We start from the raw sequence: 23432 nt of genomic DNA, 5'->3' as shown, positions 1-23432 counted from the left end.
CCCTCCACACCCCCACGGGGGCACGAGCCCGGATACGGTAGGGACCATGATGGAAAACTCCCTGCCCACCACCCAGCACGCCGTGCGCGTGGACGTCTCCGGCGGCCCCGAGGTCCTGCACTGGACCGAGGTCGAGGTGCCCGCCCCGGGCCCCGGCGAGGTCCTGGTGAAGACCGCGGCCGCCGGGCTGAACTTCATCGAGACCTACCAGCGGTCCGGCGTGTACCGCATGCCACATCCCTTCGTCCCCGGATCGGAGGGATCGGGAACGGTGGTGGGCCTCGGTCCGGACATCAGCGCCGGCACGGTGTCCCTCGGTGATGTGGTGGCCACCGCCGCCGGGTCCGGCACCTATGCCGAGTACTTCACCGCCCCCGTGGGCCAGCTGCTCCCGGTGCCGGCCGGGGTGGACCCCGTGCACGCGGCCGCCATCCCCCTGCAGGGGCTGACCGCCCACTACCTGTGCCGCTCCACCTTCCCCGTGGAATCCGGGCAGACCGTCCTGGTGCATGCCGGGGCCGGAGGGGTGGGCCTGCTGCTCACCCAACTGTGTGTGGCGCGCGGCGCCACCGTCATCTCCACCGCCTCCACCCCGGAGAAGAAGGAGCTGTCCCGGCAGGCCGGCGCCAGCGAGGTCCTCGACTACACGGGCTTCGCGGCCCGGGTCCGTGAGATCACCGGCGGCGAGGGAGCCCACGTGGTCTTCGACGGCGTCGGGAAGGACACCTTCGACGAGTCCCTGGACTCCCTGCGCGTGCGCGGCACGCTGGTGCTCTTCGGAGGCTCCTCCGGACAGGTCCCACCCTTCGACCTGCAACGACTCAACGGCGCCGGCTCACTCTTCGTCACCCGACCATCCCTGGCCTTCTATACGCGCACCGCTGAGGAGACGCGGTGGCGGGCAGAGGAACTCTTCGCCGCCCTCGAGGCCGGCACGCTGGACTTCCGGGTGGGGGCGACCCACCCGCTGTCCGAGGCCGGACGGGCCCATCAGGACCTCGAGTCCCGCCGGACCACAGGGAAGTCGCTCCTGCTGCCGTGAGTTCCCCCGACACCGTGCCCCATCGCCGGCCGCAGTTGCCCGCCGCCGAGAAGGCCCCACCGGCCCGTACGCTCGTAGACATCCTGGTGGCCACGGCCGAGCAGCACCCGGAGGCCCCGGCCCTTGACGACGGTGACACCCTGCTGAGCTATGCCGAGTTGCTGGACGAGGTCAAGGCCATGGGCCGGGCCCTGCACGGGGCGGGCCTCGGCGCCGGAGACCGCATCGGCATCCGCATCCCCTCGGGCACGGTGGAGCTCTACATCGCCATCCTGGCCACCCTGTACATCGGGGCCGCATATGTCCCCGTGGACGCCGATGACCCGGAGGAGCGGGCCCGGCTGGTGTTCTCCGAGGCCGGGGTCGCGGCCATCCTCGGTGCCGACGGTCAGGTGCGGACCTCCTCGAAGCGCCCCAAGCCCTTCCCCGCCCCGCGGCCGGCCCGGCTCGACGACGACGCGTGGATCATCTTCACCTCCGGCTCGACGGGTACCCCCAAGGGGGTGGCGGTCACGCATCAGAACGCCGCCGCCTTCGTGGACGCCGAGGCCCGGATCTTCCTACAGGATGATCCGCTCGGACCGGACGACCGGGTCCTGGCCGGCCTCTCCGTGGCCTTCGACGCCTCCTGTGAGGAGATGTGGCTGGCCTGGCGGCACGGCTCCTGCCTGGTCCCCGCCCCACGATCGCTCGTGCGGTCCGGGATGGACCTCGGCCCCTGGCTGGTCTCCCGCTCCATCAACGTGGTCTCCACCGTGCCCACCCTGGCCGCCCTGTGGCCGCCGGAGGCCCTCGAGAACGTCCGGCTGCTGATCTTCGGCGGTGAGGCCTGCCCACCCGACCTCGCGGCCCGGCTGGCGGAGGACGAACGCGAGCTGTGGAACACCTACGGCCCCACGGAGGCCACCGTCGTCGCCTGCGCCGCGCCCATGGACGGCACCGGCCCCGTGCGCATCGGCCTGCCCCTGGACGGCTGGGACCTGGCGGTCGTGGACCCCACCACGGGGATCCCCGTGGCCGAGGGTGAGACCGGTGAGCTGATCATCGGCGGCGTCGGGCTCGCCCGCTACCTCGACCCCGCCAAGGATGCCGAGAAGTACGCCCCGATGCCCACCCTCGGCTGGGACCGTGCCTACCGCTCCGGCGACCTCGTGGTCTGGGACCGCGAGGGACTGCTGTTCGTGGGCCGCGCCGACGAGCAGGTCAAGCTCGGCGGCCGCCGCATCGAGCTGGGCGAGATCGACGCAGCGCTGCAGGCCCTGCCGGGCGTCGCCGGCGGTGCCGCCGCCGTGAAGACGACCCCCGCCGGGACCCAGCTGCTCATCGGGTACCTGGCCGTGCCGACGTCGACCCCCACGCGGGACCGACCGGATCTGAAGGCCTTCCGGAAACAGCTCGAGAGGGACCTGCCCGGCGCCCTGGTCCCCCGCCTGGTCACGGTGGACACCCTGCCCACGAAGACCTCCGGCAAGGTGGACCGCCAGGCCCTGCCCTGGCCGCTGCCCGGACAGGCCGGCCAGGGCTCGGGCCACGGTGGCTCGGGCCCGAACGCCGAGCTGCCCGTGGACCCCGAATCCCCCGGCGGCTGGGTGCTGGGCCACTGGGCGGACGTGCTGGGCTCCGCGCCGGAGGACCTGGACACCGACTTCTTCACCTCGGGCGGAGGCTCCCTGGCCGCCGCACAGCTGGTGTCCAGGCTCCGTAGCCGCTACCCGCGCGTCACCGTGCGGGACATCTATGCCCACCCGCGGGCCGGTGCCCTGCTGGAGGCCGTCACCGGCAACGACGGCCGGCCGGTGGAACCGGCCGCGCCCGTCCAGCCCCGCCCCGTGGCCCGCACCGCCCGCAAGGCCCAGGTCTTCCAGACCCTGATGGGCATCCCCCTGGTGATCCTGGTGGCCATGCGGTGGGTGGTCTACCTGGCCGCCGGCTCCACCCTGGCCGCCGCCTGGGGCATCCTCCCCGAGGCGGCGAGCGTGTCCTGGTGGTGGGTGCTGGCCGGCTGGCTGGTCTTCGTCTCCCCGCCCGGCCGGATGATGATCTCCGTGATCGCGGCCCGCTCGCTGTTGCGCGGGCTGAAGCCCGGTTCCTACCCGCGCTCCGGCAAGGTCCACCTGCGCCTGTGGCTGGCCCAGCACATCTCCGACCTGGTGGACCCGGTGTCCCTCGGCGGTGCCCTCTGGGTCCCCGCCTATGCCCGGCTCCTCGGAGCCAGGATCGGCCGGCACGTGGACCTGCACTCGGTCCCGCCGGTCACCGGACTGCTGGATCTCGGCACGGGCAGCTCGATCGAACCCGAGGTGGACCTCTCCGGCTACTGGATCGACGGGGACGTGGTGCATATCGGCGCCATCACCGTGGGCGAGGACGCGACGGTCGGCTCCCGGTCCACCCTGATGCCGGGGACCACACTCGGCACCGGAACGGTCATCCAGGCGGGCTCCACCGTGTCCGGCAAGGCCAAGGACGGCATCGAATACGCCGGCTCCCCCGCCCGGCGGCTCGGCCAGGCCATCTACTCCGGGCCCAACATCGCACCACCACGGGCCACCGGATGGCTCGTGCTCTCCACGATCGGCTCCGGCCTGTTGGCCCTACTGCCCTTCGTCGCCGCCACGCTCGCCGCCCTGGTGGGCGTGTGGTCCCTGACGTGGTGGCCGGATTGGTCCGCCGACGGCGCCGGCACCGCCCCCGGGACGCTCGTGGGCTCGGCCGGCCGTCTCCTCGCGGCGAGTCCCCTGATCGCGGCCGTGTGGTTCGGGGCGAACATGCTGTTCACGGTGCTCTCGGTTCGCCTGCTGTCCCGCGGGGTGAGCGAGGGGTTCCACGCCGTGCGCTCACGCATCGGCTGGCAGCTGTGGGCCACCGAACGGGTGCTGGACACGGCCCGGGACCTGCTCTTCCCGATCTACGCCTCCCGGTTCACCCCCACGTGGCTGCGCTGGCTCGGAGCCACGGTCGGGTCCAATGTGGAGGCCTCCACCGTGGTCCTGCAGCCGGCTCTCACGGAGATCGGGGACGGCGCCTTCCTGGCCGACGACACCATGATCGGTTCCTATGAGCTGTCCCGCGGCTGGATGTACGTGGGCCACGCCAAAGTCGGCAAGAAGTCCTTCCTGGGCAACTCGGGCATGCTGGCCGCCGGCCGCAAGCTCTCGAAGAACGCGCTGGTGGCCGTGTTGTCCGCCGCACCGGAGAAGACCAAGGCCGGCTCGTCCTGGCTGGGTTCGCCGCCCGTGCGCCTACGCCGCACCGAGGTGGAGGCCGAGGACGCCCTCACCCACGATCCCCCGGCGCGGCTCAAGCGGGCGCGCAGCGGGTGGGAGTCCCTGCGACTGCTGGCGGTGTGGACCTCCGCGGTCATCGCCCTGGGCGTGGCCCTGGCCCTGGACGGACTGGCCCAGCTCGGCGGTGGCTCTGCGGCGGGTCCCGGCCCCGGCGGCTGGTGGCTGGCTGCGCTGTTGGGCGGAGTGGTGCTGATGCTCGCCGGTGCGCTGGCCGCCGGCACTTCCGTGGTGGCCAAGAAGGTGTTCGTCGGTCGGATCGAGGCCGGCGAACACCCCCTGTGGAGTTCTTTCATCTGGCGCAACGAGGTGGCGGACACCTTCACCGAGATGGTGGCCGCCCCCTGGTTCGGCCGCCTGGCCTCGGGCACCCCCTCGCTGGTGTGGTGGCTACGGGCCCTCGGCGCGAAGATCGGCCACGGGGCCTGGATCGAGTCCTACTGGCTCCCCGAGGCGGATCTCGTCACCCTCGGCGACTCCTCCACGGTCAACCGTGGGTCCGTGGTCCAGACGCATCTGTTCCATGACCGCGTGATGTCCCTGGACACCGTGGAGCTCGGCGAGGGCTCCACCCTGGGCCCGAACTCCGTGATCCTGCCGGCCGCCTCCATCCAGGACGGCGCCACCGTGGGCGCGGGCTCCCTGGTCATGCGCGGCGAGATGGTCCCCGGCCACTCCTGGTGGACCGGCAACCCGGTGGCGCCGTGGAAGGGCCCCAAGGTGAAGGGCCGGGCCGCGGCCATCACTAGACTGGAGAAGCTCGAGGAGAAGGCCGAGCGGGCCGCCGAACGCCGGGCCGCGGCAGCCGCCGCCGCCTCCTCGTCCCCCGTGTCCGACACCCCGCCCGCGTCCTTTGAGGAGAGCACCCGACCGTGAGTGAAGAGACCCCGGCCCTCCCCGACCCCTACGTGCCCGGGTCGGGGACCGGCGACTTCACGGTCAGACACTACGACCTCCAACTCGAGGTCAAGCTGGCCGCCAACCGGATCGCCGGGCGGGCCCGCCTCGAGGGCACCGTCCTGAACCCCCTCAAGCGGGTCGAGCTGGACCTGCACGCCCTGGGCGTGGGCAAGGTCAACGCCCGATCCGGTCCGCGTGCCGTCACGGTGACCAAGACGGCCGTGCGGCACGACCGTCTGATCATCGAGCTGGGCAGCCAGCTGGAGGCCGGCTCGGACCTGACCCTGGACATCGCCTACTCAGGGGTCCCGCGCATGCTCCGGGGCCTGTGGGGCGAGATCGGCTGGGAGGAACTCGAGGACGGTGTCCTGGTGGCCGGCCAGCCCAACGGCGCCCAGACCTGGTTCCCCTGCGTGGACCACCCCTCCGTCAAGTCGACGTACAGCATCGCCATCACCACGGATGCCGGCTACCTGCCCGTGTGCAACGGCGTCCCCACCGGCCACCGACGGCGTTCCTCGCGGGAGGAGTGGACGTGGGAACTGCGGGAACCCACGCCGAGCTATCTGGTCACGGTCCAGATCGGCCGCTATCAGCTCGTGGCGGTCCCCGAGCACGACGCCGGCCACCAGAGTCCCGCGGATTCCGTCCCGGTGTTCCTGGCCACCTCGCCGGCCCTTATGGACCGCGCCCAAGCCGCGCTCGGCCTCCAGACGCGCATGGTCGACTGCTTCAGCCGGCACTATGGCCCCTACCCCTTCGAGCGGTACACCGCGGTCGTGACCGATGACGAACTGGAGATCCCCCTCGAGGCGGCGTCCCTGTCCATCTTCGGCTCCAACCACCTGGACGGGTCCTGGGCCTCGGAGCGGCTGGTGGCGCACGAGCTGGCACACCAGTGGTTCGGCAACGCCCTGACGCTGCGGCAGTGGAAGGACATCTGGCTGCACGAGGGCTTCGCCTGTTACAGCGAATGGCTGTGGAGCGAGGAATCCGGCCAGGCCTCCCTCCGCACGCAGGCCCGCCGGGCCTGGCGTGGGCTGTTCGTCAAGCTCCGGACCATCGTGGTCGCAGATCCCGGGCCAGAGCTGATGTTCGATGACCGGATCTACAAGCGTGGGGCGCTGACCCTGTACGCCCTGCAATGTGCGCTCGGATCCGAGGTCTTCGCCGCGTTGATCCGGTCCTGGGTGGCCGAGCATCGGCACGGGACGGTGGACACCGCCCTGTTCCTGGACCACGCGGACCGCCACGCCCAGGGGGCCGGGCATCCGGAGGGTTTCACCACCGAGGTGATGAGCCCGTGGCTGTTCGAATCCGCGCTGCCGGCCTTCCCTGCTGCCGAGGCGTCCTGAGCAGCGGCGGCCTTCCGTATGATGGATCCGTGGTGAACAAAGAACAGCAACGTCATCTGATGGGCGCCTATATCCGTCAGCAACGCCGTATCGCGGACCTGTCCATGCGCCAGGTCTCCGCCATGGTGGGCATCTCCAACCCGTATCTCTCCCAGATCGAACGCGGGCTGCGCGCCCCCTCCGAGGCGGTGGCCGCCGGGATCGCCACCGCACTGGGCGTCGGCGTGGACGACCTCTACGAGAAGGAGCCCGGCCGGCCGGGCTCGGCGGACTCCGGGGCCCAAGGCTCGGCAACGGCAGGATCGGCAGCTGCGGATCCGGTTCCGGGCGGCCCCGACCAACCCGACGTGCTCAGCGCCATCCACGGGGCCCAGGAGCTCTCTCCGGAGCAGCGGACCTCACTGGCGGAGATCTACCGGTCCTTCGTCCGTTCCAACCAGAGCGACCAGCCCGGCTGACCCGTTCATCCACCGGACCGCCATCAGCCGGACTGCAGAGACGACTGACGCCCGGCTCCCACCTGTTGGGTGGGCACCGGGCGTCAGTCAAGGCCAGAGTCTAGTGACCGGCCGTCGGCAGGATCACGGCGTGGTCGGCGGGCGTTCCGCGGCCGGAGCGCTCTCCGGTGCGGTGGGCCCCTGAGTAGTGGCCGCCGCCTTCGTGGCCGTGGCAGCGGCGGTCGAAGCGCCCGGCGCCGGCTGGACCGGCGTCGACTCCTGGACTGGTGTCGACTCCTGGACCGGCTTCGCCTGAACGGGCTGAGCCGTGGTCGGGGTCGGGGTGGTGGCCGCCTTGGGTGCAGCAGCCTTCGGGGCAGCCGCCTTGGGAGCGGCAGCCTTCGGGGCAGCCGCCTTGGGTGCAGCAGCCTTCGGGGCAGCCTCCTTGGGAGCGGCGGCCTTCGGAGCAGCAGCCTTGGCAGTCTTGGCCTTCGGCGCAGCAGCCTTCGCGGTTGCCGTCTTGGGAGCAGCAGCCTTCGTGGTCTTGGCGTTCGGCGCAGCAGCCTTCACAGCCGCCGTCTTGGGAGCAGCAGCCTTCACAGCCGCCGTCTTGGGAGCAGCAGCCTTCACAGCCGCCGTCTTGGGAGCAGCAGCCTGGGTGACCGTGACCTCCTCGAACATGGTCGGCTGGGTCTGACTCGGCTCGTCGGTCAGGACCTCGGGATCATCCTCCAAAGTGGGCGTGGACAGTGCCCCCATCTCGGCGAAGATGACCGGCCAGTGCTTGGCCAGGGCCTCGTGGCTCATGAACAGGCCCAGGTGACCGCTCGAGGCGGACTGACGGCCGATGCGTTCTGGCGGCGTGGAGACGTAGTCGGCCAAGGCCCACACCTGGTCGGCGGGGGTGATGTGGTCGGTGCGGCCCGCCATGAGGAACAGGGGGCAGCGGATGTTCTTCAGGTCCACGGTCTGGCCCTCCACCCGCAGCTCACCCTTGATCAGCGAGTTGCGGATGAACAGGTGTTCCACGATCCACAGGTAGAACTCGCCCGGGATGTCCTGGGTCCACTGGAACCAGTCCTCAAAGGTCCGGTGGCGCTCCACGTAGTCGGCGTCGTGCATGTTCGTCAGCAGCTGCAGCGACCTGGAGAGCCCCTGGTCCGGCTGCAGGGCCTTGAACCCGTCCAGCAGGAACCGGCCCGGCAGAACACCGTTGTTGGCCGAGACCGCGGACCGGAAGTAGGACATGTCGTCTTCCGGGGCGAGAATCGTGAGCCAATCGTGGATCAGGGGTTCGCCGGCGTGGAAGTCGATGGGGGCCCCCGCAATTGCCAGCGAGTTGACCCGGTCTGGATGCAGGGCCGTGAAGATCGTGGCCAGCCAGCCGCCCTGGCAATCTCCGATCAGGTTGATCTTCCCGCCGAGCTGGTCGGAGACCTCTCGGAGCAGCACCATGTAGTCGTCGATCCCGGAGTCCTTGGTCTCCTGGGTCGCACCGATCCACTCCATGCTGTAGATCCGGGAACAGCCGTTCTCACGGCCGACCATGATCTGGCTCTGGTCCTGCGCGAAATCCACGATGCTGGAGGCATGTCCGGCCTGCGGCGGCAGGATCACCGTGGGGATCTGCGTGGGGTCGGCATCCGGGGCCGAATAGTCCCGCAGTAGCGCCAGCGGCCATTCACCGACCACGATCTGCTGTGCCTCATGAGCCCACGGCGGACGCTGGCGGGCCGCCAGTGCCACATTCCAACGGGTCAGGTCCCTCATCAGATCCAGAGGTGTGGCGCGGCGGCTGAAAGCGCCGGCCCAGTAGTCGATCACGGAAGTGTTGATGGTGTTCCACGCGCCCAGGCTCGCAGCGACCATCGAATCGATGACTGCGGGCGGGACGGTGGGACGGAGTGTGCTGTGCACAATGCCTCCTAGAAGTTTGGGTGGGGCCTGCAGACGAACCGACTGTGATGCCGGACACGTTGGGGATTGATATTACTCTGGGGTTCGGCGTCACGGCGCAGCAACGCCGAACGGCCCTGCCGAAATCGACAGGGCCGTTCGCCGTGGCGACGTCAGGGCCGGAGCCCCTCAGGTCACTTGAGCAGCTGGCGAGCAGCCTTCACCCACGCGTCGGCAACTTCCTCGGCGAACTGGATCTGGGTGGAGGAGGTCTCCTTGACCCAGTCGACCTGGCTGTTGCCGGCGATCTGGCGCTGCATCTGGAAGAAGCTCTTGGCGGCCTTCTCGTAGTTGTCGACAACCACGCGGGAGTTGGACTTGGCAGTCTCGGCCACGGCGGAGTTGAACTCCTTGGCGCGCTCGGTGTTCTGCTCGAAGCGCTTGGTGGCCTCTTCGGCCATCTTGCTGGCGGTCTGGTTGGCATTGGCGGTTGCGGCCATGATGACTCCTTGACGGTTGTTCTTGCGTTCACCGGCAGCTTGTCCTGCCTGCTAATAAAGTTAGCAGGACTTGCTAACTCATGCAAATTCCTTCGTCAGGTGAAATCTGTTACATGTCCATGCCGCCGTTGACGCCCCACACCTGCCCGGTGATGTACGAGGACTTGTCGGCGCAGAGGAAATGCACCACGCGCGCGATCTCATCGGGATCAGCCAGTCGCGCCAGTGGGATCTTACCCTTGATCTTGTCCATGACCTTCTCCGGGACGGCCTCGGCCATCTCGGTGTTCACATAGCCCGGCGTGACGGTGTTGACGGTGACCCCGATCGACTGGTCGTGCAGCTTGCCCGCGCGGTCCAGGTGGAAGATCGCTTCCCGGGCCAGCGTCTTGGTCAGGCCGAACAACCCCGACTTGGACGCCGCGTAATTGGCCTGCCCGATGTTGCCCATCTCTCCGATGATCGAGGAGACGTTGACGATGCGACCGGTACCACGCTCGAGCATGTGCTTGAGGGCGGCCTGGGCCATGTAGAAGGTCCCGGAGAGGTTGACCTGGATCACCGAGTCCCAGTCATCGTCCTCCATCTTCAACACGGTGCGATCCCGGGTGATCCCGGCGTTGTTGACCAGGATGTCCAACTTGCCATGCTCCTGCAGGACGTCCGCGATGGTCTGGCGCGCGTCCTGGGCCTTACCGACGTTGCCCGGATGGACGGTGAACTTCCCCTCCGGGAAGCTCGCACGCAGGGAGGCCAGGAATTCCTCCGCGCGCTCGTGGTCGCGGCCGTATCCCAGCGCCAGATCCGCGCCCTGACCGGCCAGGCTCCGACTGATCGCGGCACCGATGCCGCGCGTACCGCCCGTGACGAGAGCGGTGCGTCCAACCAGCTTGGTTCCCTGGGGTCCAGTGACTACTTCTGACATCGTTGTCTCCTCGAGTGTGTGGTGGGGGTTCCGGGTCACTCCGGACGGTTCGTTTGGCTCCGGGGTTCGAGCCACGCATTGAGATGGGGCCAGATCTCGCCTCGGGCCCGGGATCCGGCCATCAGGCCGATATGTCCGCCGACGCCGTCGAGGTGTTCTACGTCCGTACTGGTCAGGACGTCGAACACCGGCATGGTGCCGTCACGCGGGGCGATGTGGTCTTTGGTGGCGGTGACCACAAGGATGGACTGCTTGATGACCGAGAAGTCCACCTTCTGACCCCGCAGCCGCACGCGCCCCCGGGCGAGGCGGTTCTCCTTGTACACCCACGTCACCCACTGCCGGAAGGCCCGCATGGGGAAGTTCGGGTTGTCCGCCACCCACCGGGCCATGGGCTGGTACGCGCTCCGGTCCGCCGTGCCGTCCTGCACCTGGCGGAACAGTCGCAGCGGCGTCCCGACGTAGTTGGGCACGGGCTTGAGCAACTTGTTGACGGTGTCCACATAGGAACCGGGCAGGAAGGCCCCGTGCTGGCCCAGCCAGTCGGTGTCCAACTCATCGTTGCCGAGCAGCGTCTCGTAGGTGGTGTTCGCCGCGTCGAAGGGCATCGTGAGCGGAACCCAGTTCCGCACCGGGGCGTCCGGCGTGACGGACAGGTACATCCCGGTCAACACGGCGCCGATGCACCATCCGATCAGCGTGATCTCCTCGGCACCACTGGCCCGCCGCACCTCGCGGATCGCCCGAGGGACGTACTCGAGGGCGTAATCCTCCAGCCCCGTCTCCGCGTCCTCCTCGTCCGCATAGCCCCAGTCCACCAGGAAGACGTCATAGCCCTCCTCCAACAGGAACTCGACGAAGGAGTTTCCGGGCCGCAGATCGAAGATGTCCGGGCGGTTGATGAGCGCGAACGTCAACAGGATGGGCACCGGGTGCCTGCGCCGGGAACTGCGGTACCGGTACAGGGTGGTCTTCCGGTAGGTCCAGACGATCTCCTTCGGCGAGACCCCGACCGCCGCATCCGCCGTGGTGAGCTGGATGTTGGTGTACTTCCAGAGCACGGACGGCAACTCAGCCATCTCCTTCATCAACGACCACATGGGTCATTCCCCCTGGTCCGTGGCGGAACCCTGATGACGCCGACGCTCCTCGGCCAGATCGTCCTCCAGTCGTTCGACGGTCTCGAGGACCGCTTCCAGCTTGTCCTCGTTGCGGGCCAGCTGGCGGTGCAGGGAGACCACATCGGCACGGCCTGCGACCCGCGCATTGCGCACGGCGAGGTCCATGACGTCATTGCCGATCCGGCTCAGCGCCACGAGGTTCCCGGCGGCCTGGCCGAGCATCTCGCCGAAGGCCTTCGTGTTCACGACCTCATCGAGCGCCGGGGTTGCTGTGGACAGGAAATCATCCATCATCTTGCGGAATTGCTGGGAACCATTGGTGCGGGATTCTTCGGACATGCAGCCCTTTCGTCGTCGGGGTGGGCCCGCCTACACCGGTGCCCTACCTCGCGTTGCACGGAGTCAAGGTCCACAGTACAGACACCGTCAGTCGATGCGTGGCGATTCCGCCGACCATGTCGCCAATACCGTAAAGTAACCCGCCGCGCACGGCTCCGGCCCGACATGGCTGGGCCTCAGCGGTCTCCCGAGCGCCCGGGATCCTCGTGGCGCAGCAGGCAGAGCATTCCCGTCAGCCCCTTCCCCACCGGCCCGCCGGGCCAGTGGTCGCCGGCGACCACCACGGCCTCCGGGTGGCCGGGGATCTGCGGGGTCAGTGTCCCCGGCGCCGTCACGCGCACCTCGGAGGGATCACCCTCGAAGCCGGTTCCACGCGCCTTGACCACGGCCTCCTTGAGGGACCAGAGCGCGGCCCGGACAGCGGGCTGCTCCGCGGGTGCACAGCGGGACACCACGGCGGTCTCCTCCGAGGAGTAGGCGACCTCCCCGAGCCCGTCAGCCGAGGAGAAGGCCGGGGCACCCGAGACCTCGAGGTCTACGCCGATGCGCCACCCGTGGCCCGATGCCACGGGATCGACCCACGCCGTGGCCAGCCAGCCACCGGCCCGGCTGAAGCTCAGGGCGGGCAACGCCTCCGCCTCGTCGGCACCGGTGAGGGCATCCGGACCGCGCCTCCGCCGCGCCAGGGCACTGTAGGCCAGCCTCGGGGCACCATGATCCTGCGCACCGCACCGGGGACAGTGGTGGACCACCGTGAACGTGCCCGGACGGTGGCCGAGGGAGACCGCCAGGAAATCCAGGGCCTCACGACGCTGGTCACCGGCCTGCGGGCCCGTGAGCACCACGTGCCAGTCGGGCGCCGGGCCTGCGGACGGGCCCACGCCGTTCCCTTCGGATTCCGGCTCCGTGTTCACGTCCTGCCCCGGGGTCCCGGCGCCCTAGCGCTGAACGGCGCCGTGGCGCTGGGCGGCCAGCTCGGTGGCTGCGGCACGGGCCGCCGAGGCCTCATCAGCGGTCAACGTCCGGTCCGGAGCCCGGAACCTGAGGGTGAAGGCCAGCGACTGATGGCCCTCCGCCACGCCCGGCCCGGCGTAGACGTCGAACAGGGAGACATCCTCGAGCAGGGACCCGGCTCCCTGACGCAGGGTGGCCAGCACGTCCCCGGCCACCACGTCCTGCGCCACCACGAGGGCCACGTCCTGACTGGTGGCGGGGTAGGTGGACAGCGGCTGGGCCACCACCACGCCGGCCGCGGCCGTCACGAGCGCGTCCAGGTCCAGCTCCATGGCGACGGTCCGCGCCGGCAGGTCGGCGTCCTCGAGCCAGGCCGGCAGCAACTCACCGGCGACACCGATCACGATCTCGCCAGCCTCAGCACCACCGGCGGTGCCGGAATCGTGAGGGGCCGCGGCCAACCGTAGTTCGGCGGTCCGGCCCGGGTGGAAGGCCTGATGACGGCCTTGCGCCACCTGCAGCTCCACCCCGAGGAGGGCGGCGATGTCCTGCGCCGTTCCGAGAGCGTCCTGCCAGTCGTAGGCCCGCGGCGCGTGTCCGGGGCCCGGCGCGGAATCGTGGCCGGTGAACACGGCGGCCACCCTGTGCGGCTGGTGTGGGATGCCGGCATCCAGACCGGCCAGGACCTCATCGGTCGGCCTCAGGCCCAGCGGTGGGATCGAGGCCGAGCCCAGCTGGTCTCCCGGCAGGAACACCAGCCCGGACTCATAGAGGGAGAGGTCTCGGAACCCACGGGAGTGGTTGCGCCGGGCGATGTCAAGCAGTCCCGGCAGCAGGGAGGTGCGCAGGTAGCCGAACTCCGCGGAGATCGGATTGGCCAGGTGCACCATCCGCTGTTGCGAGCCCTCCTCCTCGGTGGCCGATCCGAAGAGCCGGTTCTGGGCCTCGGAGACGAAGGGGTAGGCCAGCACCTCGGTGAGCCCGGAGTCCGCGAGCCCCTGGACCACCCGGCGTCGGGCCGCCTGCTCGCGGGTCAGTCCGCGGCCGGGAGGGGCCACCGGCAGGGTCGAGGGGATCTGGTCGTAGCCGTTCAACCGGGCGATCTCCTCGACCAGGTCCTCACGGATCTCCAGATCATGGCGCCAGGAGGGCGCGGTGACGGTGAAGACCGGGCCGGCCGGGCCGGCGTCGTGCCCCACGCCTTCACCACCGTCAGTCCCGGAACGCCGGACCGTGGCACCCAACTCGCGCAGGACGTCCTCGATCTGCTGCTCGGTGTACTCGATGCCCATCCGGGCCCCCGGGTAGGAGGCGGGCAGCTCGATGACCTTCGGTTCGGGGCGGGAGCCCACGTCCGTGATGCCCGGTCCGGCGGTGCCGCCGGCCAGGGTGGTCAGCAGCTGCACGGCGCGCTCGGCGGCCTCGTCCGCGATCTCCCAGTCCACGCCGCGCTCGTTGCGTTTGGAGGCCTCGGAGGGCAACCGGTGCCGGCGGCGGCTGCGGCCCATCGAGACCGGGTCGAAGTGCGCCGACTCGATCAGCACGGTCGTGGTGGACGCGGTGACCTCGGTGGTGCCGCCCCCCATGACGCCGGCCAGGCCGATGGGACCGGAGCCGTCCGTGATGAGCAGGTCCTCAGCGTCGAGTGCGCGGTCCTTGCCGTCCAGCGTGGTCAGGCGCTCGCCTTCGGCGGCCCGGCGCACGACGATCTCGCCGTCGAGCTTCTGGGCGTCGTAGAAGTGCAGGGGCTGACCCAGCTCCCACATGACGTAGTTGGAGATGTCCACGGCCAGGGAGATGGACCGCATCCCGGCCAGGCGCAGGCGCTGGGCCATCCACGGCGGGGTGGGACGGGAGGCGTCGATCCCGGTGACCGTGCGGGCCACGAAGCGGTCGCAGCCGGGCACCCCGTAGATGGGGCGGGTGTCAGCCAGGCGGACCGGGTGGCCCTCGCCGTTGGCTTCCGGGACGGTGACCAGCGAGGCCGGGTCGGTGAACGGCACGCCGGTGGCGTGGGCGTATTCACGGGCCACCCCGCGCAGGGAGAAGGCGTAGCTGCGGTCCGCGGTGACGTTGATCTCCGCGGCCTCGTCCCGCAGGTTCAGCAGTTCGAACACGTCCGTCCCGGGCTCGGGGTCGTTGCCGTGCTCCGCGGAGAAGCCCAGGGTGGAGAGCACGATGATGCCGTCATGGTCATCCCCCAGCCCCAGCTCGCGGGCGGAGGCGATCATCCCGGCCGAGACATGTCCGTAGGTCTTCCGCGGGGAGATCCGGAAGTCACCGGGCAGCACGGCACCGGGCAGGGTGACGATGACCTTGTCCCCCACGTGGAAGTTGTGGGCGCCGCAGACGACACCCTGCACGCCGGAGGGGTCGATGCCGTCTCCGGTCAGGGTCTGCTCGGCCCCTTCCGGGACCACCCGGACCTGGCACCAGTGGATGGTCTTGCCGTTGGACTGCGGCTCGGGGACCATCTCGAGGACCTGCCCGACCACGATGGGCCCGGACAGCTCGTCGGCAGGACGGTGGACGTCTTCCTCCTCGAAGCCGACCCTGACCAGATCAGCCATGACGTCCTCGGCGGTGGCGTCCGCCGGGACCGGGACGAATTCACGAAGCCATGACAGCGGGATACGCATGGGTCAGATCTCCATTCCGAAGTGCTGGGAGAAGCGGATGTCGCCTTCGATCATGTCCCGCATGTCGGGGACCTCGTTGCGGAACATCAGGGTGCGCTCCACGCCCATGCCGAAGGCGAACCCGGAGTACTCCTCCGGGTCGATCCCGGCGGCGCGCAGCTCGTTGGGGTGGACCATGCCGCAGCCGCCCCACTCGATCCACTGCGGACCGCCCTTGGCCCCGGGGTGCCAGATGTCCATCTCGGCGCTGGGCTCGGTGAACGGGAAGAAGTTCGGGCGTAACCGGATCTTCGCCTGCGGACCGAACATCTGCCGGGCGAAGTACTCCAGGGTGCCGCGCAGGTCCGCCATGGTCAGTCCACGGTCCACGGCCAGGCCCTCGAACTGGTGGAAGACCGGGGTGTGGGTGGCATCCAGCTCGTCCGTGCGGAAGGTCCGCCCGGGGCACAGCACGTAGACGGGGGTGCCGCGTTCCAGCATGGCCCGCATTTGCACCGGGGAGGTGTGGGTGCGCAGCACCAGGTGGGATTCGGGCGGGTCCACGAAGAACGTGTCCTGCATCTCCCGGGCCGGGTGGTCCGGCTTGAAGTTCAGGGCGTCGAAGTTGAACCACTCCGATTCGACCTCGGGGCCTTCAGCGATCTCCCAGCCCATGCCGATGAAGATGTCCGAGACACGCTCCTGCAACACGGAGAGCGGGTGGCGGGCCCCCACCCGGCGGCGGCGCACGGCGGTGGTGACGTCCACGGTCTCCTCCACCAGCATGCGCTCGGCGTGCTCCGCCTCGAGGACCTCGGTGCGGGCGGCGAGCGCGGACTCCATGGACTTGCGGGCGGCGCCCATGAGCTTGCCGGCGGTGGACTTGAGCTCCTTGGGCAGGGTGCCGATCCCCCGGTTCGCCAGGGTCAGCGGGGCCTTCTCCCCCGTGTGGGCTAGCCGGGCGGCCTTGAGCCCGTCGAGGTCCGCGGCCGCCGCGAAGGCGGCCAGGGCGTTCTCGACGGCGGCGTTCACGGCGGTCTCGTCCGCCGGGGAGAGCTCCGGCCCGGTGGGCTCTAACTGATCAACAGGGGGGTGGTCCGTCATGGCGGGAATCGACCTTCGTGCTCTGCTGGGGCGGGTGGTGTCTTCGGCATCCGGCCGCCCGCACCCGGCGGGAGACCCCGTCCAGTCTAGGGTCCCGTCCGGCGGGCGCGCACACCGGTCTCCTATGCTTCACCCATGCCGCCTGCCCCGCCCGCCCCGTCCGCCCGGTGCCGCCTGCGCCAGCTGGTCAATGCCGCCAACCTGACCACCCCGCTGGGGCTGGTGCTGGCCCTGTGCGCCGGTTGCCGGATCCAGCGCGGTCCGGAGGGGCTGCTCCTGGCGTTCGGTTACCGGTGGGGATTTCCCGACGGCGGCGCCTTCACCGTGGGCAATATGGTCCTGTTCCGGCCCCACACCCTGCCCACGGCCCGGTTGCTGAACCATGAGTCGAGGCATGCCACCCAGTACGCATGGTGCCTCGGCCTGCCGTTCCTGCTGTTGTACTCCGCCGCGGCCGGCTGGTCGCTGCTGCGCACCGGGGACCCGGCCTCCCGGAACGTCTTCGAACGCCACGCGGGGCTGGTCGCCGGCGGGTACCGCGAGCGCCCCGTCCGGTGGCCGCAGCGCTCGGACTGACCGCCGCTGGCTAGGATCAGGGGTGGCCTTCCCGGGCCACCTAACCTGCGAACCCGCCTGCCACCTCAGGAGTCACCACGCGCCGCCCACCCGTAGCCAGCCCGTTCCTGCCCTGGATCATCGTCGGCATCGTCATCCTGGCGCTCAACCTGAGGGCGCCGATCATCGCCCCCACCGCCATCCTGGGGGACATCCAGTCCGGCACCGGGCTCAACGCCGCCGGGGCGGGCCTGCTCACGGGATTGCCGATCCTGCTGTTCGCGCTGGCTACGCCGCTGGCCACTCGGACCATCGGACGCTGGGGCTCGGAGGCCACGGTCTTCGCCTGCCTCGCGGGCGTGCTGGCCGGCACCGCGTTGCGCTCGGTGGGGCCGGCGTGGCTGGTCCTGACCGGCACCGCCCTGATCGGCTTGTCCCTGACCCTGGGGAACATCGTGGTGCCGGTCATCATCCGCCGGGAGGTCCCGTGGGACCGGGTGTCCCTGGCGACCGGGCTGTACTCGGCCGGCATGAACGTGGGCTCAATGGCCACCCTGCTCGGCACCGGCCCCCTGGCCGACCTCGTCGGCTGGCGGTGGGCCCTGGCCCTGTGGGGGGTGCTGACCGTGGTCGGGCTGGCCTACTGGATGGCGCTGGTGCGCCGGCGGATCCGGAGTCACCCCCCGGCCACCGCCGCGGGCGGACCCGGGTCCACCCTGGGAACCGACGGCGCCGCTGCCGCCGAGACCCCGGGCGACCCGGCGCCCAGAGTCCGGCCCACCCCACAGTTCCGCCGGGTCATGTGGCTGCTGGTCATCGCCTTCAGCGGCCAGTCGGCCGGCTACTACACCACCACCACGTGGCTGCCCTCCATCCTGGCCGACTCCCACGGCCTGGACACGGCAGGCTCGGGCGCCACGGCCTCCCTGTTCCAGGTGGCCGCGATCGTCGGGGCCCTGGGCGTGCCACTGCTGGCGGCCCGGACCCGGCCGTGGGTCCCCATGGCGGCCGTGGCCCTGCTGTGGCTGTCCCTGCCGCTGGGGCTGCTGCTGGCCCCGGAGGCCTACGTGCTGTGGTCACTCACGGGCGGGGTGGCCCAGGGCGGCGGCTTCACCGCCATCTTCTCCATCATCGCCCGCCTGGCCCGCACGGACCGTGAGGCAGCCTCCGGTTCGGCCTCCGTTCAGACCGGCGGCTATCTGGCCGCCACCCTGGCGCCACCGGCGGCCGGCTGGCTCCACACGAGCACCGACGGCTGGACCGCGCCGATCCTGCTCATCCTCGTGGCCACGCTCGCCTTCACGGTCGCCGGGCTTCTGGCCGCCCGGGCCTCGGCGCGCGACGGCGGCTAATGACGGCTAATACAGTGCGCCCGCCGCCTGCTGGAGGTCCGACGCCGGCCGGGCGGCTTCCTGTGCCGCGATCACCAGGGCGCGGGCGAGGTCAGCGGCCGGCAGTGCGGGCCACGGCTCCGCCTCGGCCGCTCGCCGTGGGGCCCCTTCATCCCACGGCAGGTGGATGAACCCGGCGCTACGCACGGAACCGCCTTGGGCCTCGGCACGGCGCATCACCTCGTAGAAGACGTGGTTGCAGACGAAGCTGCCCGCGCTCAGGGACAGCTCGGCCGGGATCCGTGCGCCGTGCAGCGCGGCCACGGTCCGCTTGACCGGCAGGCTGGAGAAATAGGCGGCGGGGCCGGCGTCGTCGATGGGGTCTCCGGCCGGCTGATGGCCGGCGTTGTCCGGGATCCGGGCGTCCTGGAGGTTGACGGCCACCCGCTCCACGGCCACGTGTGACCGGCCACCGGCCAGTCCACACGCGATCACCACGCCGGGGCGATGCCGGGCCAACGCCGTCTCCAGGACTCTGCTGGATCCGGCGAAGGTGCAGGGGAGCCGCTCGGCGACGGCGTCCACCCCCAGCCGGCGCAGCGTTCGGGCTGCCTCCCGTGCGGCGGGCCAGGACGGGTTGTGCCTCTCCCCGCCGAAGGGTTCGAACCCGGTCAGCAGGGTCCGGCCCGGGTGTGCTGCCAGGTGTGGGGAGGACATGCCGACCAGCCTAACGCCCCCTTGCAGAACCCTTAGTACATGTGTTCTAATCGATGCATGCGATGGGAAGCGCAGACACTGCGGGCCGGGGACGGATCAGAGCGGGGCGAGGGTGGCACACCAGCCGCACCAGCCGCCCTGCTCCCGCTCTCCGGCCTGCAGCGTTCCATCACCACGCCGGAGTTCGCGGACACCACCTTCCATGAGGTCCTGGCCAAGTCCGCCCTCAACAAGGTTCCGGACTCCTCCCCCATGCCCTTCCGCTGGACCGTCAACCCCTACCGCGGGTGCACCCATGCCTGCCGGTACTGCTACGCCCGCAGCACCCACGAGTACCTGGAGTTTGACGCGGGCGCGGATTTCGACCAGCAGATCGTGGTCAAGGTGAACACCCCCGAGATCCTCCGGCGCGAGCTGAACCGGCCCAGTTGGAACCGCGAGCTGGTGGCCCTGGGCACCAACACGGATCCCTACCAACGGGCCGAGGGCAGGTACCGGCTCATGCCCGGGATCATCACCGCCCTGGCCGATTCCGGTACCCCCTTCTCCATCCTGACCAAGGGCACGCTGCTGGGACGGGACCTGGACCTGCTGGCCTCCGCCTCCCGGCAGGTGCCCGTGCAGGTCTCGGTGTCCCTGGCCATGCTGGATCCGGGCCTCGCCCATCAGGTCGAACCCGGCACCCCGACACCGGCCGCCCGGCTGAATCTCGTCGAGAGACTCTCGGCAGTCGGCGCGGAGGTGACCGTCATGGCCATGCCGTTGCTCCCGTGGCTCACGGATTCGGACCAGCACCTGGAGGACCTGATGGCGGCCCTGGCCGGGGCCGGCGCCACCTCCGTGATGGCCGGGGCGCTGCACCTGCGGCCCGGCGCGCGCCAGTGGTACCTGCAGTGGATCGAGCAGGATCACCCGGACCTGCTGGACGGCTACCGCCAGCTCTATGGGCGCAGCTCCTATGCCCCCGCCTCGTACCGCAAGGCCCTGACCCGGCGTGCCACCGCCGCGGCACGCCGTCATGGGTTGCACCGGGACGGCGCCCACCGCATCACCCATCCGGACGGCGAGGGGCGGGGCCCGGCGGCGGATCGGCCACGCGGGTCTGGGGCGCCCGTGGCGCCCGCAGTACCGGGCCCTGCCGCCGCCCCGGCCCCCCCAGCCGGCGTTGTTCTGAGGTCAGGGGCGCAGCAGGTCCACCAGGGCATCCACGATCGGCCGGTCCGCGGGGATCCAGTCCAGCTCCTGGAGGGTGGATCTCTCCAGGGCGCGCCAGTCCAACAGGTCGTGATCCTCCAGGGGATGCGGCTCACCGCTGACGATCACCGCCGTGAAGACCTGCATCCTGGCCCCGTTGCCCAGCAGCCAGCCCTCCGGATGGTCGGCCGCCACCTCCCGGTCCAGGCGGATCTGCACACCGAGCTCCTCCTGCACCTCGCGGATGAGGGCCTCTCGTGCGTCCTCCCCCGGTTCCACCTTGCCACCGGGGAACTCCCACAGGCCGGCCAGGGACTCCGGGGCATTACGGCGTCCGGCCAGCAGCACCGTGGGCTCAGCCAGGTCATCCAGGATCGCGGCACCGACCACGGGACGGGGCCCGGCCACCGGGGTGATGTTGCTCATGGGCCCCGATCCTACCGACCGTTCCGGGCGCCGTGACCGTAGTCTGGATCAGTGCCGTACACCGCTGATGATGCCCCCGCACCCACCACCTCGCCCCGGAACCGGCCCATGCTGCCGGGCATCCTGGCGTTGGCCCTGGGTGGGTTCGCCATCGGGACCACCGAGTTCGCCATCATGGGTCTGCTCCCCGAGGCGGTCGCCGAGCTGGACGTCGACCTACCCGCCGGCGGCATCCTCATCTCGGCCTATGCACTCGGCGTGGTGGTCGGGGCCCCGCTGCTGGCCGCCGGCATGGCCCGGATCGACCGGCGCACCTCCGCCCTGTGGTTGATGGCACTGTTCGTGGTCGGTCATGCGGCCAGCCTGCTGGCCCCGGACTTCAACACCATGCTCATCGCACGGTTCCTCTCCGGCCTGCCGCACGGCGCCTACTTCTCGGCCGCCGCCCTCGCCGCCGCCCACCTGGCCGGCCCGGCCCGCCGCGGACAGGCCATCGCCTGGGTCATGTCCGGGCTCTCGGTGGCCAACCTCATCGGCGTCCCCCTGGCCACCTGGCTCGGGCAGACCTCCGGTTGGCGGTGGATGTTCATCCTCACCGGCCTCTTCGGCGCCGCCACCCTGCTCGCCGTGGCCCTACTGGTCCCGCGGGTACCCGCACCGCAGGGTGCCTCGGTCCGCAGTGAACTCACGGCCCTGAAGTCACCGACCCTGTGGCGGGCCATCCTGGTCGGCACCATCGGCTTCGCCGGCATGTTCGCCCTGTACACCTACATCGCCCCCGTCTTCACGGAGGTCGGGGGCATGCCGCCACGGTTGGTCCCCCTCCTGATGGGCCTCTACGGGGTCGGCATGGTAGTGGGCACCCTCGTGGGGGGTGCCCTGTCCGACCGCTCCGCACGGCGCACGCTGCAGTGGATGCTCGGGATCGTCGCCGTCTCCCTGGCCTGCTTCAGCCTGACGGCACAGTGGTGGATGGTGTCCCTGATCCCCCTGCTCGGGGCCGCCGCAGCCGCCTCCGCACTCGTCCCGTCCCTGCAGGTCCTGCTCGTGGACGCCGCACCGCAGGCGCCCCAGCTCTCCGGCGCACTCAACCATTCGGCCCTGAACCTGGCCAATGCCATGGGCGCCTGGGTGGGCGCCGCCGTCATCCAGGGCGGGTTCGCCCTCCAGGTGCCGGCGGGCGCCGGGGCCGCGCTGGCCGGGGTGGGCCTGGTGCTGTCGCTGATCCTCTTGCGCCCCCGACATCCCTGAATTCCCGCACCGGCTTGCTAAGTTGTGATGTGGCGGGGCACAATCGTCGTCCACCAGAAGTGGACCAGGACCTGCTGCGGATGGAGACTATCCCCATCCGCTTCGCCACGAGAGTACGAACAAGAAGGGGTACACACCATGGGCTTCATCAGCTGGATCATCCTCGGACTCATCGCCGGCGCCATCGCCCGGCTCATCCTTCCCGGCAAGCAGGGCAGCGGCTGGATCGGCGCCCTCATCACCGGACTCATCGGCGCCGTCCTCGGCGGCTGGATCGCCAGCCTGGTCGGTGTCGGGGCCATGGACGAGTTCTGGAGCTTCGGCACCTGGATCTTCGCCATCATCGGCGGCATCATCGTCGCGTTCATCTGGCAGGCCATCTCCGGCCGGATGGCCAAGAAGGCCTGACCCACGCGAACACCGAGCCGGTGCGGGCACCGGCTCACACCCAGAGGGCGCCCCCGTCAGCGGGGGCGCCCTCTCGGCGTTCTCGGAGCCTGGCACCTCAGAGCCGGCGCAGGTCAGACCTGCGCGTGTTGGGCCATCGCGGAGGCATAGAGGCAGACGGTCGCCGCCGTGGCGACGTTCAATGATTCGGCCCGGCCGTACAGCGGCACGGCCACCCGCTCGGCGGCCAGCTCCAATTCCTCCGCGGACAGGCCTTGGGCCTCGTTGCCGAAGAGCCAGGCGGTGGGCCCGGACAACAGGTGCGACGGCGGCCGGTCCAGTCTCACGGTTCCGTAGCCGTCCGCCGCGAGCACGGTCAGCCCACGTCCCCGCACCTCACCGGCGGTCTCGGAGGGGTCTGCCGCCGTCACCAGGGGGACGTGGAACAGGGATCCGGCCGTCGAGCGCACCACCTTGGGGTTGAACACGTCCACGGAACCGGAGGTCAGCACCACCGCATCGGCCCCGGAGGCATCGGCCGCCCGGAGGATGGTGCCCGCATTGCCCGGATCCTGGACCCGGCACAGGACCGCCACCAGGCGGGCGGTCTGCAGGCCGGCCCACACCGAACGGGCGTCCGTCTCGGGGATGCGGCAGACGGCGATGATGCCCTGTCCCGTGACGGCATCGGCCATGGCGTTCAACACCTCGTCCGTGGCGTGACGGACCGGCAGGCCACGGGCCGCAGCCCGCCAGACGAGGTCGGCGAGTCCGGGGTCGCGCTCGGAGAGCCGCGGGGAGAGATAGACCGTCTCGACCACCCGCCCGGGGACCCACTGGGCCGGTGCGAGGCCCACGGCCGGTGGGCCTGCACTCTCGGGGGCACCGCTCGCACCGGACTCCAGACCGGCGTCCACGAGGCCCAGGTGCGCCCGCAGCGCCTCCCGTGCGGATTGAGGGCCCTCGGCCAGGAAGAGGCCCTCCCTCAGACGAGACGAGCGCCCCGCCAGACGTGCGACCCTCCGCACCCGGTCTGCCCGGGGGTTGGTCATCACGTCCTGTACGGGGCGCTCGTTCATTTGGTGTTCCGGTGGCG

Annotated in this window: 19 protein-coding genes and 1 pseudogene; 9 read left to right on the top strand and 11 right to left on the bottom strand. The window is 70.4% G+C overall.

Annotated elements, in window-relative coordinates; genetic code table 11:
* Positions 1 to 46: 46 nt before the first annotated feature.
* From ACSU1G_RS17555 to ACSU1G_RS17540, 4 genes are read left to right on the top strand one after another with little or no spacing between them, the layout of a single operon-like run.
* Positions 47 to 1042, top strand: coding sequence for a quinone oxidoreductase family protein (locus tag ACSU1G_RS17555; RefSeq protein WP_439281253.1), 996 nt, complete (start codon positions 47 to 49; stop codon positions 1040 to 1042).
* Positions 1039 to 5202: a Pls/PosA family non-ribosomal peptide synthetase gene (locus tag ACSU1G_RS17550; RefSeq protein ID WP_439281252.1), complete on the top strand. Its 4164-nt coding sequence runs from the start codon at positions 1039 to 1041 to the stop codon at positions 5200 to 5202. Before ACSU1G_RS17555 ends, ACSU1G_RS17550 begins: the two co-directional genes overlap by 4 nt.
* Positions 5199 to 6581 carry a M1 family metallopeptidase gene (locus ACSU1G_RS17545; protein WP_439281251.1) on the top strand — a complete coding sequence of 461 codons (1383 nt, stop codon included), beginning with the start codon at positions 5199 to 5201 and terminating at the stop codon, positions 6579 to 6581. Before ACSU1G_RS17550 ends, ACSU1G_RS17545 begins: the two co-directional genes overlap by 4 nt.
* Positions 6582 to 6610: 29 nt before the next feature.
* A complete protein-coding gene (locus ACSU1G_RS17540) occupies positions 6611 to 7039 on the top strand; it encodes a helix-turn-helix domain-containing protein (RefSeq protein ID WP_439281250.1) in 429 nt (142 codons plus the stop codon).
* 123 nt (positions 7040 to 7162) lie between these two features.
* On the opposite strand, the gene ACSU1G_RS17535 is transcribed toward ACSU1G_RS17540, so the two are convergent.
* The 8 genes from ACSU1G_RS17535 to pheS form a co-directional block, all read right to left on the bottom strand.
* Positions 7163 to 8935, bottom strand: coding sequence for an alpha/beta fold hydrolase (locus tag ACSU1G_RS17535; protein ID WP_439281249.1), 1773 nt, complete (start codon positions 8933 to 8935; stop codon positions 7163 to 7165).
* A gap of 173 nt (positions 8936 to 9108) precedes the next feature.
* A complete protein-coding gene (locus ACSU1G_RS17530; RefSeq protein ID WP_439281248.1) occupies positions 9109 to 9414 on the bottom strand; it encodes a hypothetical protein in 306 nt (101 codons plus the stop codon).
* 109 nt (positions 9415 to 9523) lie between these two features.
* Positions 9524 to 10339 (bottom strand): beta-ketoacyl-ACP reductase, encoded by an 816-nt coding sequence (locus ACSU1G_RS17525; RefSeq protein ID WP_439281247.1) that lies wholly within the window; start codon positions 10337 to 10339, stop codon positions 9524 to 9526.
* Positions 10340 to 10374: 35 nt separating this feature from the next.
* Positions 10375 to 11418: an alpha/beta fold hydrolase gene (locus ACSU1G_RS17520; protein WP_439281246.1), complete on the bottom strand. Its 1044-nt coding sequence runs from the start codon at positions 11416 to 11418 to the stop codon at positions 10375 to 10377.
* A 24-nt stretch (positions 11419 to 11442) separates the two neighbouring features.
* The gene (locus ACSU1G_RS17515; protein ID WP_439281245.1) at positions 11443 to 11799 is read right to left on the bottom strand and encodes a hypothetical protein; all 357 of its coding nucleotides are present in this window, start codon (positions 11797 to 11799) and stop codon (positions 11443 to 11445) included.
* A 176-nt stretch (positions 11800 to 11975) separates the two neighbouring features.
* The gene (locus ACSU1G_RS17510) at positions 11976 to 12680 is read right to left on the bottom strand and encodes a 4'-phosphopantetheinyl transferase family protein (protein ID WP_439281244.1); all 705 of its coding nucleotides are present in this window, start codon (positions 12678 to 12680) and stop codon (positions 11976 to 11978) included.
* 57 nt (positions 12681 to 12737) lie between these two features.
* On the bottom strand, positions 12738 to 15392 hold the full coding sequence (gene pheT, locus ACSU1G_RS17505) for a phenylalanine--tRNA ligase subunit beta (RefSeq protein WP_439281243.1): 2655 nt from the start codon (positions 15390 to 15392) through the stop codon (positions 12738 to 12740).
* A 3-nt stretch (positions 15393 to 15395) separates the two neighbouring features.
* Positions 15396 to 16475 carry a phenylalanine--tRNA ligase subunit alpha gene (gene pheS, locus ACSU1G_RS17500; protein ID WP_439281242.1) on the bottom strand — a complete coding sequence of 360 codons (1080 nt, stop codon included), beginning with the start codon at positions 16473 to 16475 and terminating at the stop codon, positions 15396 to 15398.
* A gap of 135 nt (positions 16476 to 16610) precedes the next feature.
* On the opposite strand from pheS, the gene ACSU1G_RS17495 reads away from it, so the two are divergent.
* Together ACSU1G_RS17495 and ACSU1G_RS17490 are read left to right on the top strand one after the other, a co-directional pair.
* Positions 16611 to 17051, top strand: coding sequence for a hypothetical protein (locus tag ACSU1G_RS17495; RefSeq protein WP_439281241.1), 441 nt, complete (start codon positions 16611 to 16613; stop codon positions 17049 to 17051).
* A gap of 107 nt (positions 17052 to 17158) precedes the next feature.
* Positions 17159 to 18382, top strand: a complete 1224-nt coding sequence (locus ACSU1G_RS17490; RefSeq protein WP_439281279.1) for an MFS transporter — start codon at positions 17159 to 17161, stop codon at positions 18380 to 18382.
* Between the two features lie 6 nt (positions 18383 to 18388).
* Here ACSU1G_RS17490 and pcp read toward each other — a convergent pair whose 3' ends face one another.
* Positions 18389 to 19078, bottom strand: a complete 690-nt coding sequence (gene pcp, locus ACSU1G_RS17485; RefSeq protein ID WP_439281240.1) for a pyroglutamyl-peptidase I — start codon at positions 19076 to 19078, stop codon at positions 18389 to 18391.
* A 57-nt stretch (positions 19079 to 19135) separates the two neighbouring features.
* On the opposite strand from pcp, the pseudogene ACSU1G_RS17480 reads away from it, so the two are divergent.
* Positions 19136 to 20252 (top strand): annotated as a pseudogene (locus ACSU1G_RS17480) (Rv2578c family radical SAM protein).
* Positions 20253 to 20254: 2 nt separating this feature from the next.
* Here ACSU1G_RS17480 and ACSU1G_RS17475 read toward each other — a convergent pair.
* Positions 20255 to 20698, bottom strand: coding sequence for a (deoxy)nucleoside triphosphate pyrophosphohydrolase (locus ACSU1G_RS17475; protein WP_439281239.1), 444 nt, complete (start codon positions 20696 to 20698; stop codon positions 20255 to 20257).
* A 51-nt stretch (positions 20699 to 20749) separates the two neighbouring features.
* Between ACSU1G_RS17475 and ACSU1G_RS17470 the strand changes: the two genes are divergently transcribed.
* Both ACSU1G_RS17470 and ACSU1G_RS17465 read left to right on the top strand, forming a co-directional pair.
* Positions 20750 to 21949 carry an MFS transporter gene (locus ACSU1G_RS17470; RefSeq protein ID WP_439281238.1) on the top strand — a complete coding sequence of 400 codons (1200 nt, stop codon included), beginning with the start codon at positions 20750 to 20752 and terminating at the stop codon, positions 21947 to 21949.
* Positions 21950 to 22087: 138 nt separating this feature from the next.
* Positions 22088 to 22357: a GlsB/YeaQ/YmgE family stress response membrane protein gene (locus tag ACSU1G_RS17465; protein WP_439281237.1), complete on the top strand. Its 270-nt coding sequence runs from the start codon at positions 22088 to 22090 to the stop codon at positions 22355 to 22357.
* Between the two features lie 113 nt (positions 22358 to 22470).
* Here ACSU1G_RS17465 and ACSU1G_RS17460 read toward each other — a convergent pair whose 3' ends face one another.
* Positions 22471 to 23415 (bottom strand): TrmH family RNA methyltransferase, encoded by a 945-nt coding sequence (locus tag ACSU1G_RS17460; RefSeq protein ID WP_439281236.1) that lies wholly within the window; start codon positions 23413 to 23415, stop codon positions 22471 to 22473.
* Between the last annotated feature and the right edge of the window lie 17 nt (positions 23416 to 23432).

The organism is Microbacterium sp. A93, assembly GCF_051842835.1.
This window is presented reverse-complemented; position numbering and strand designations above follow the sequence as displayed.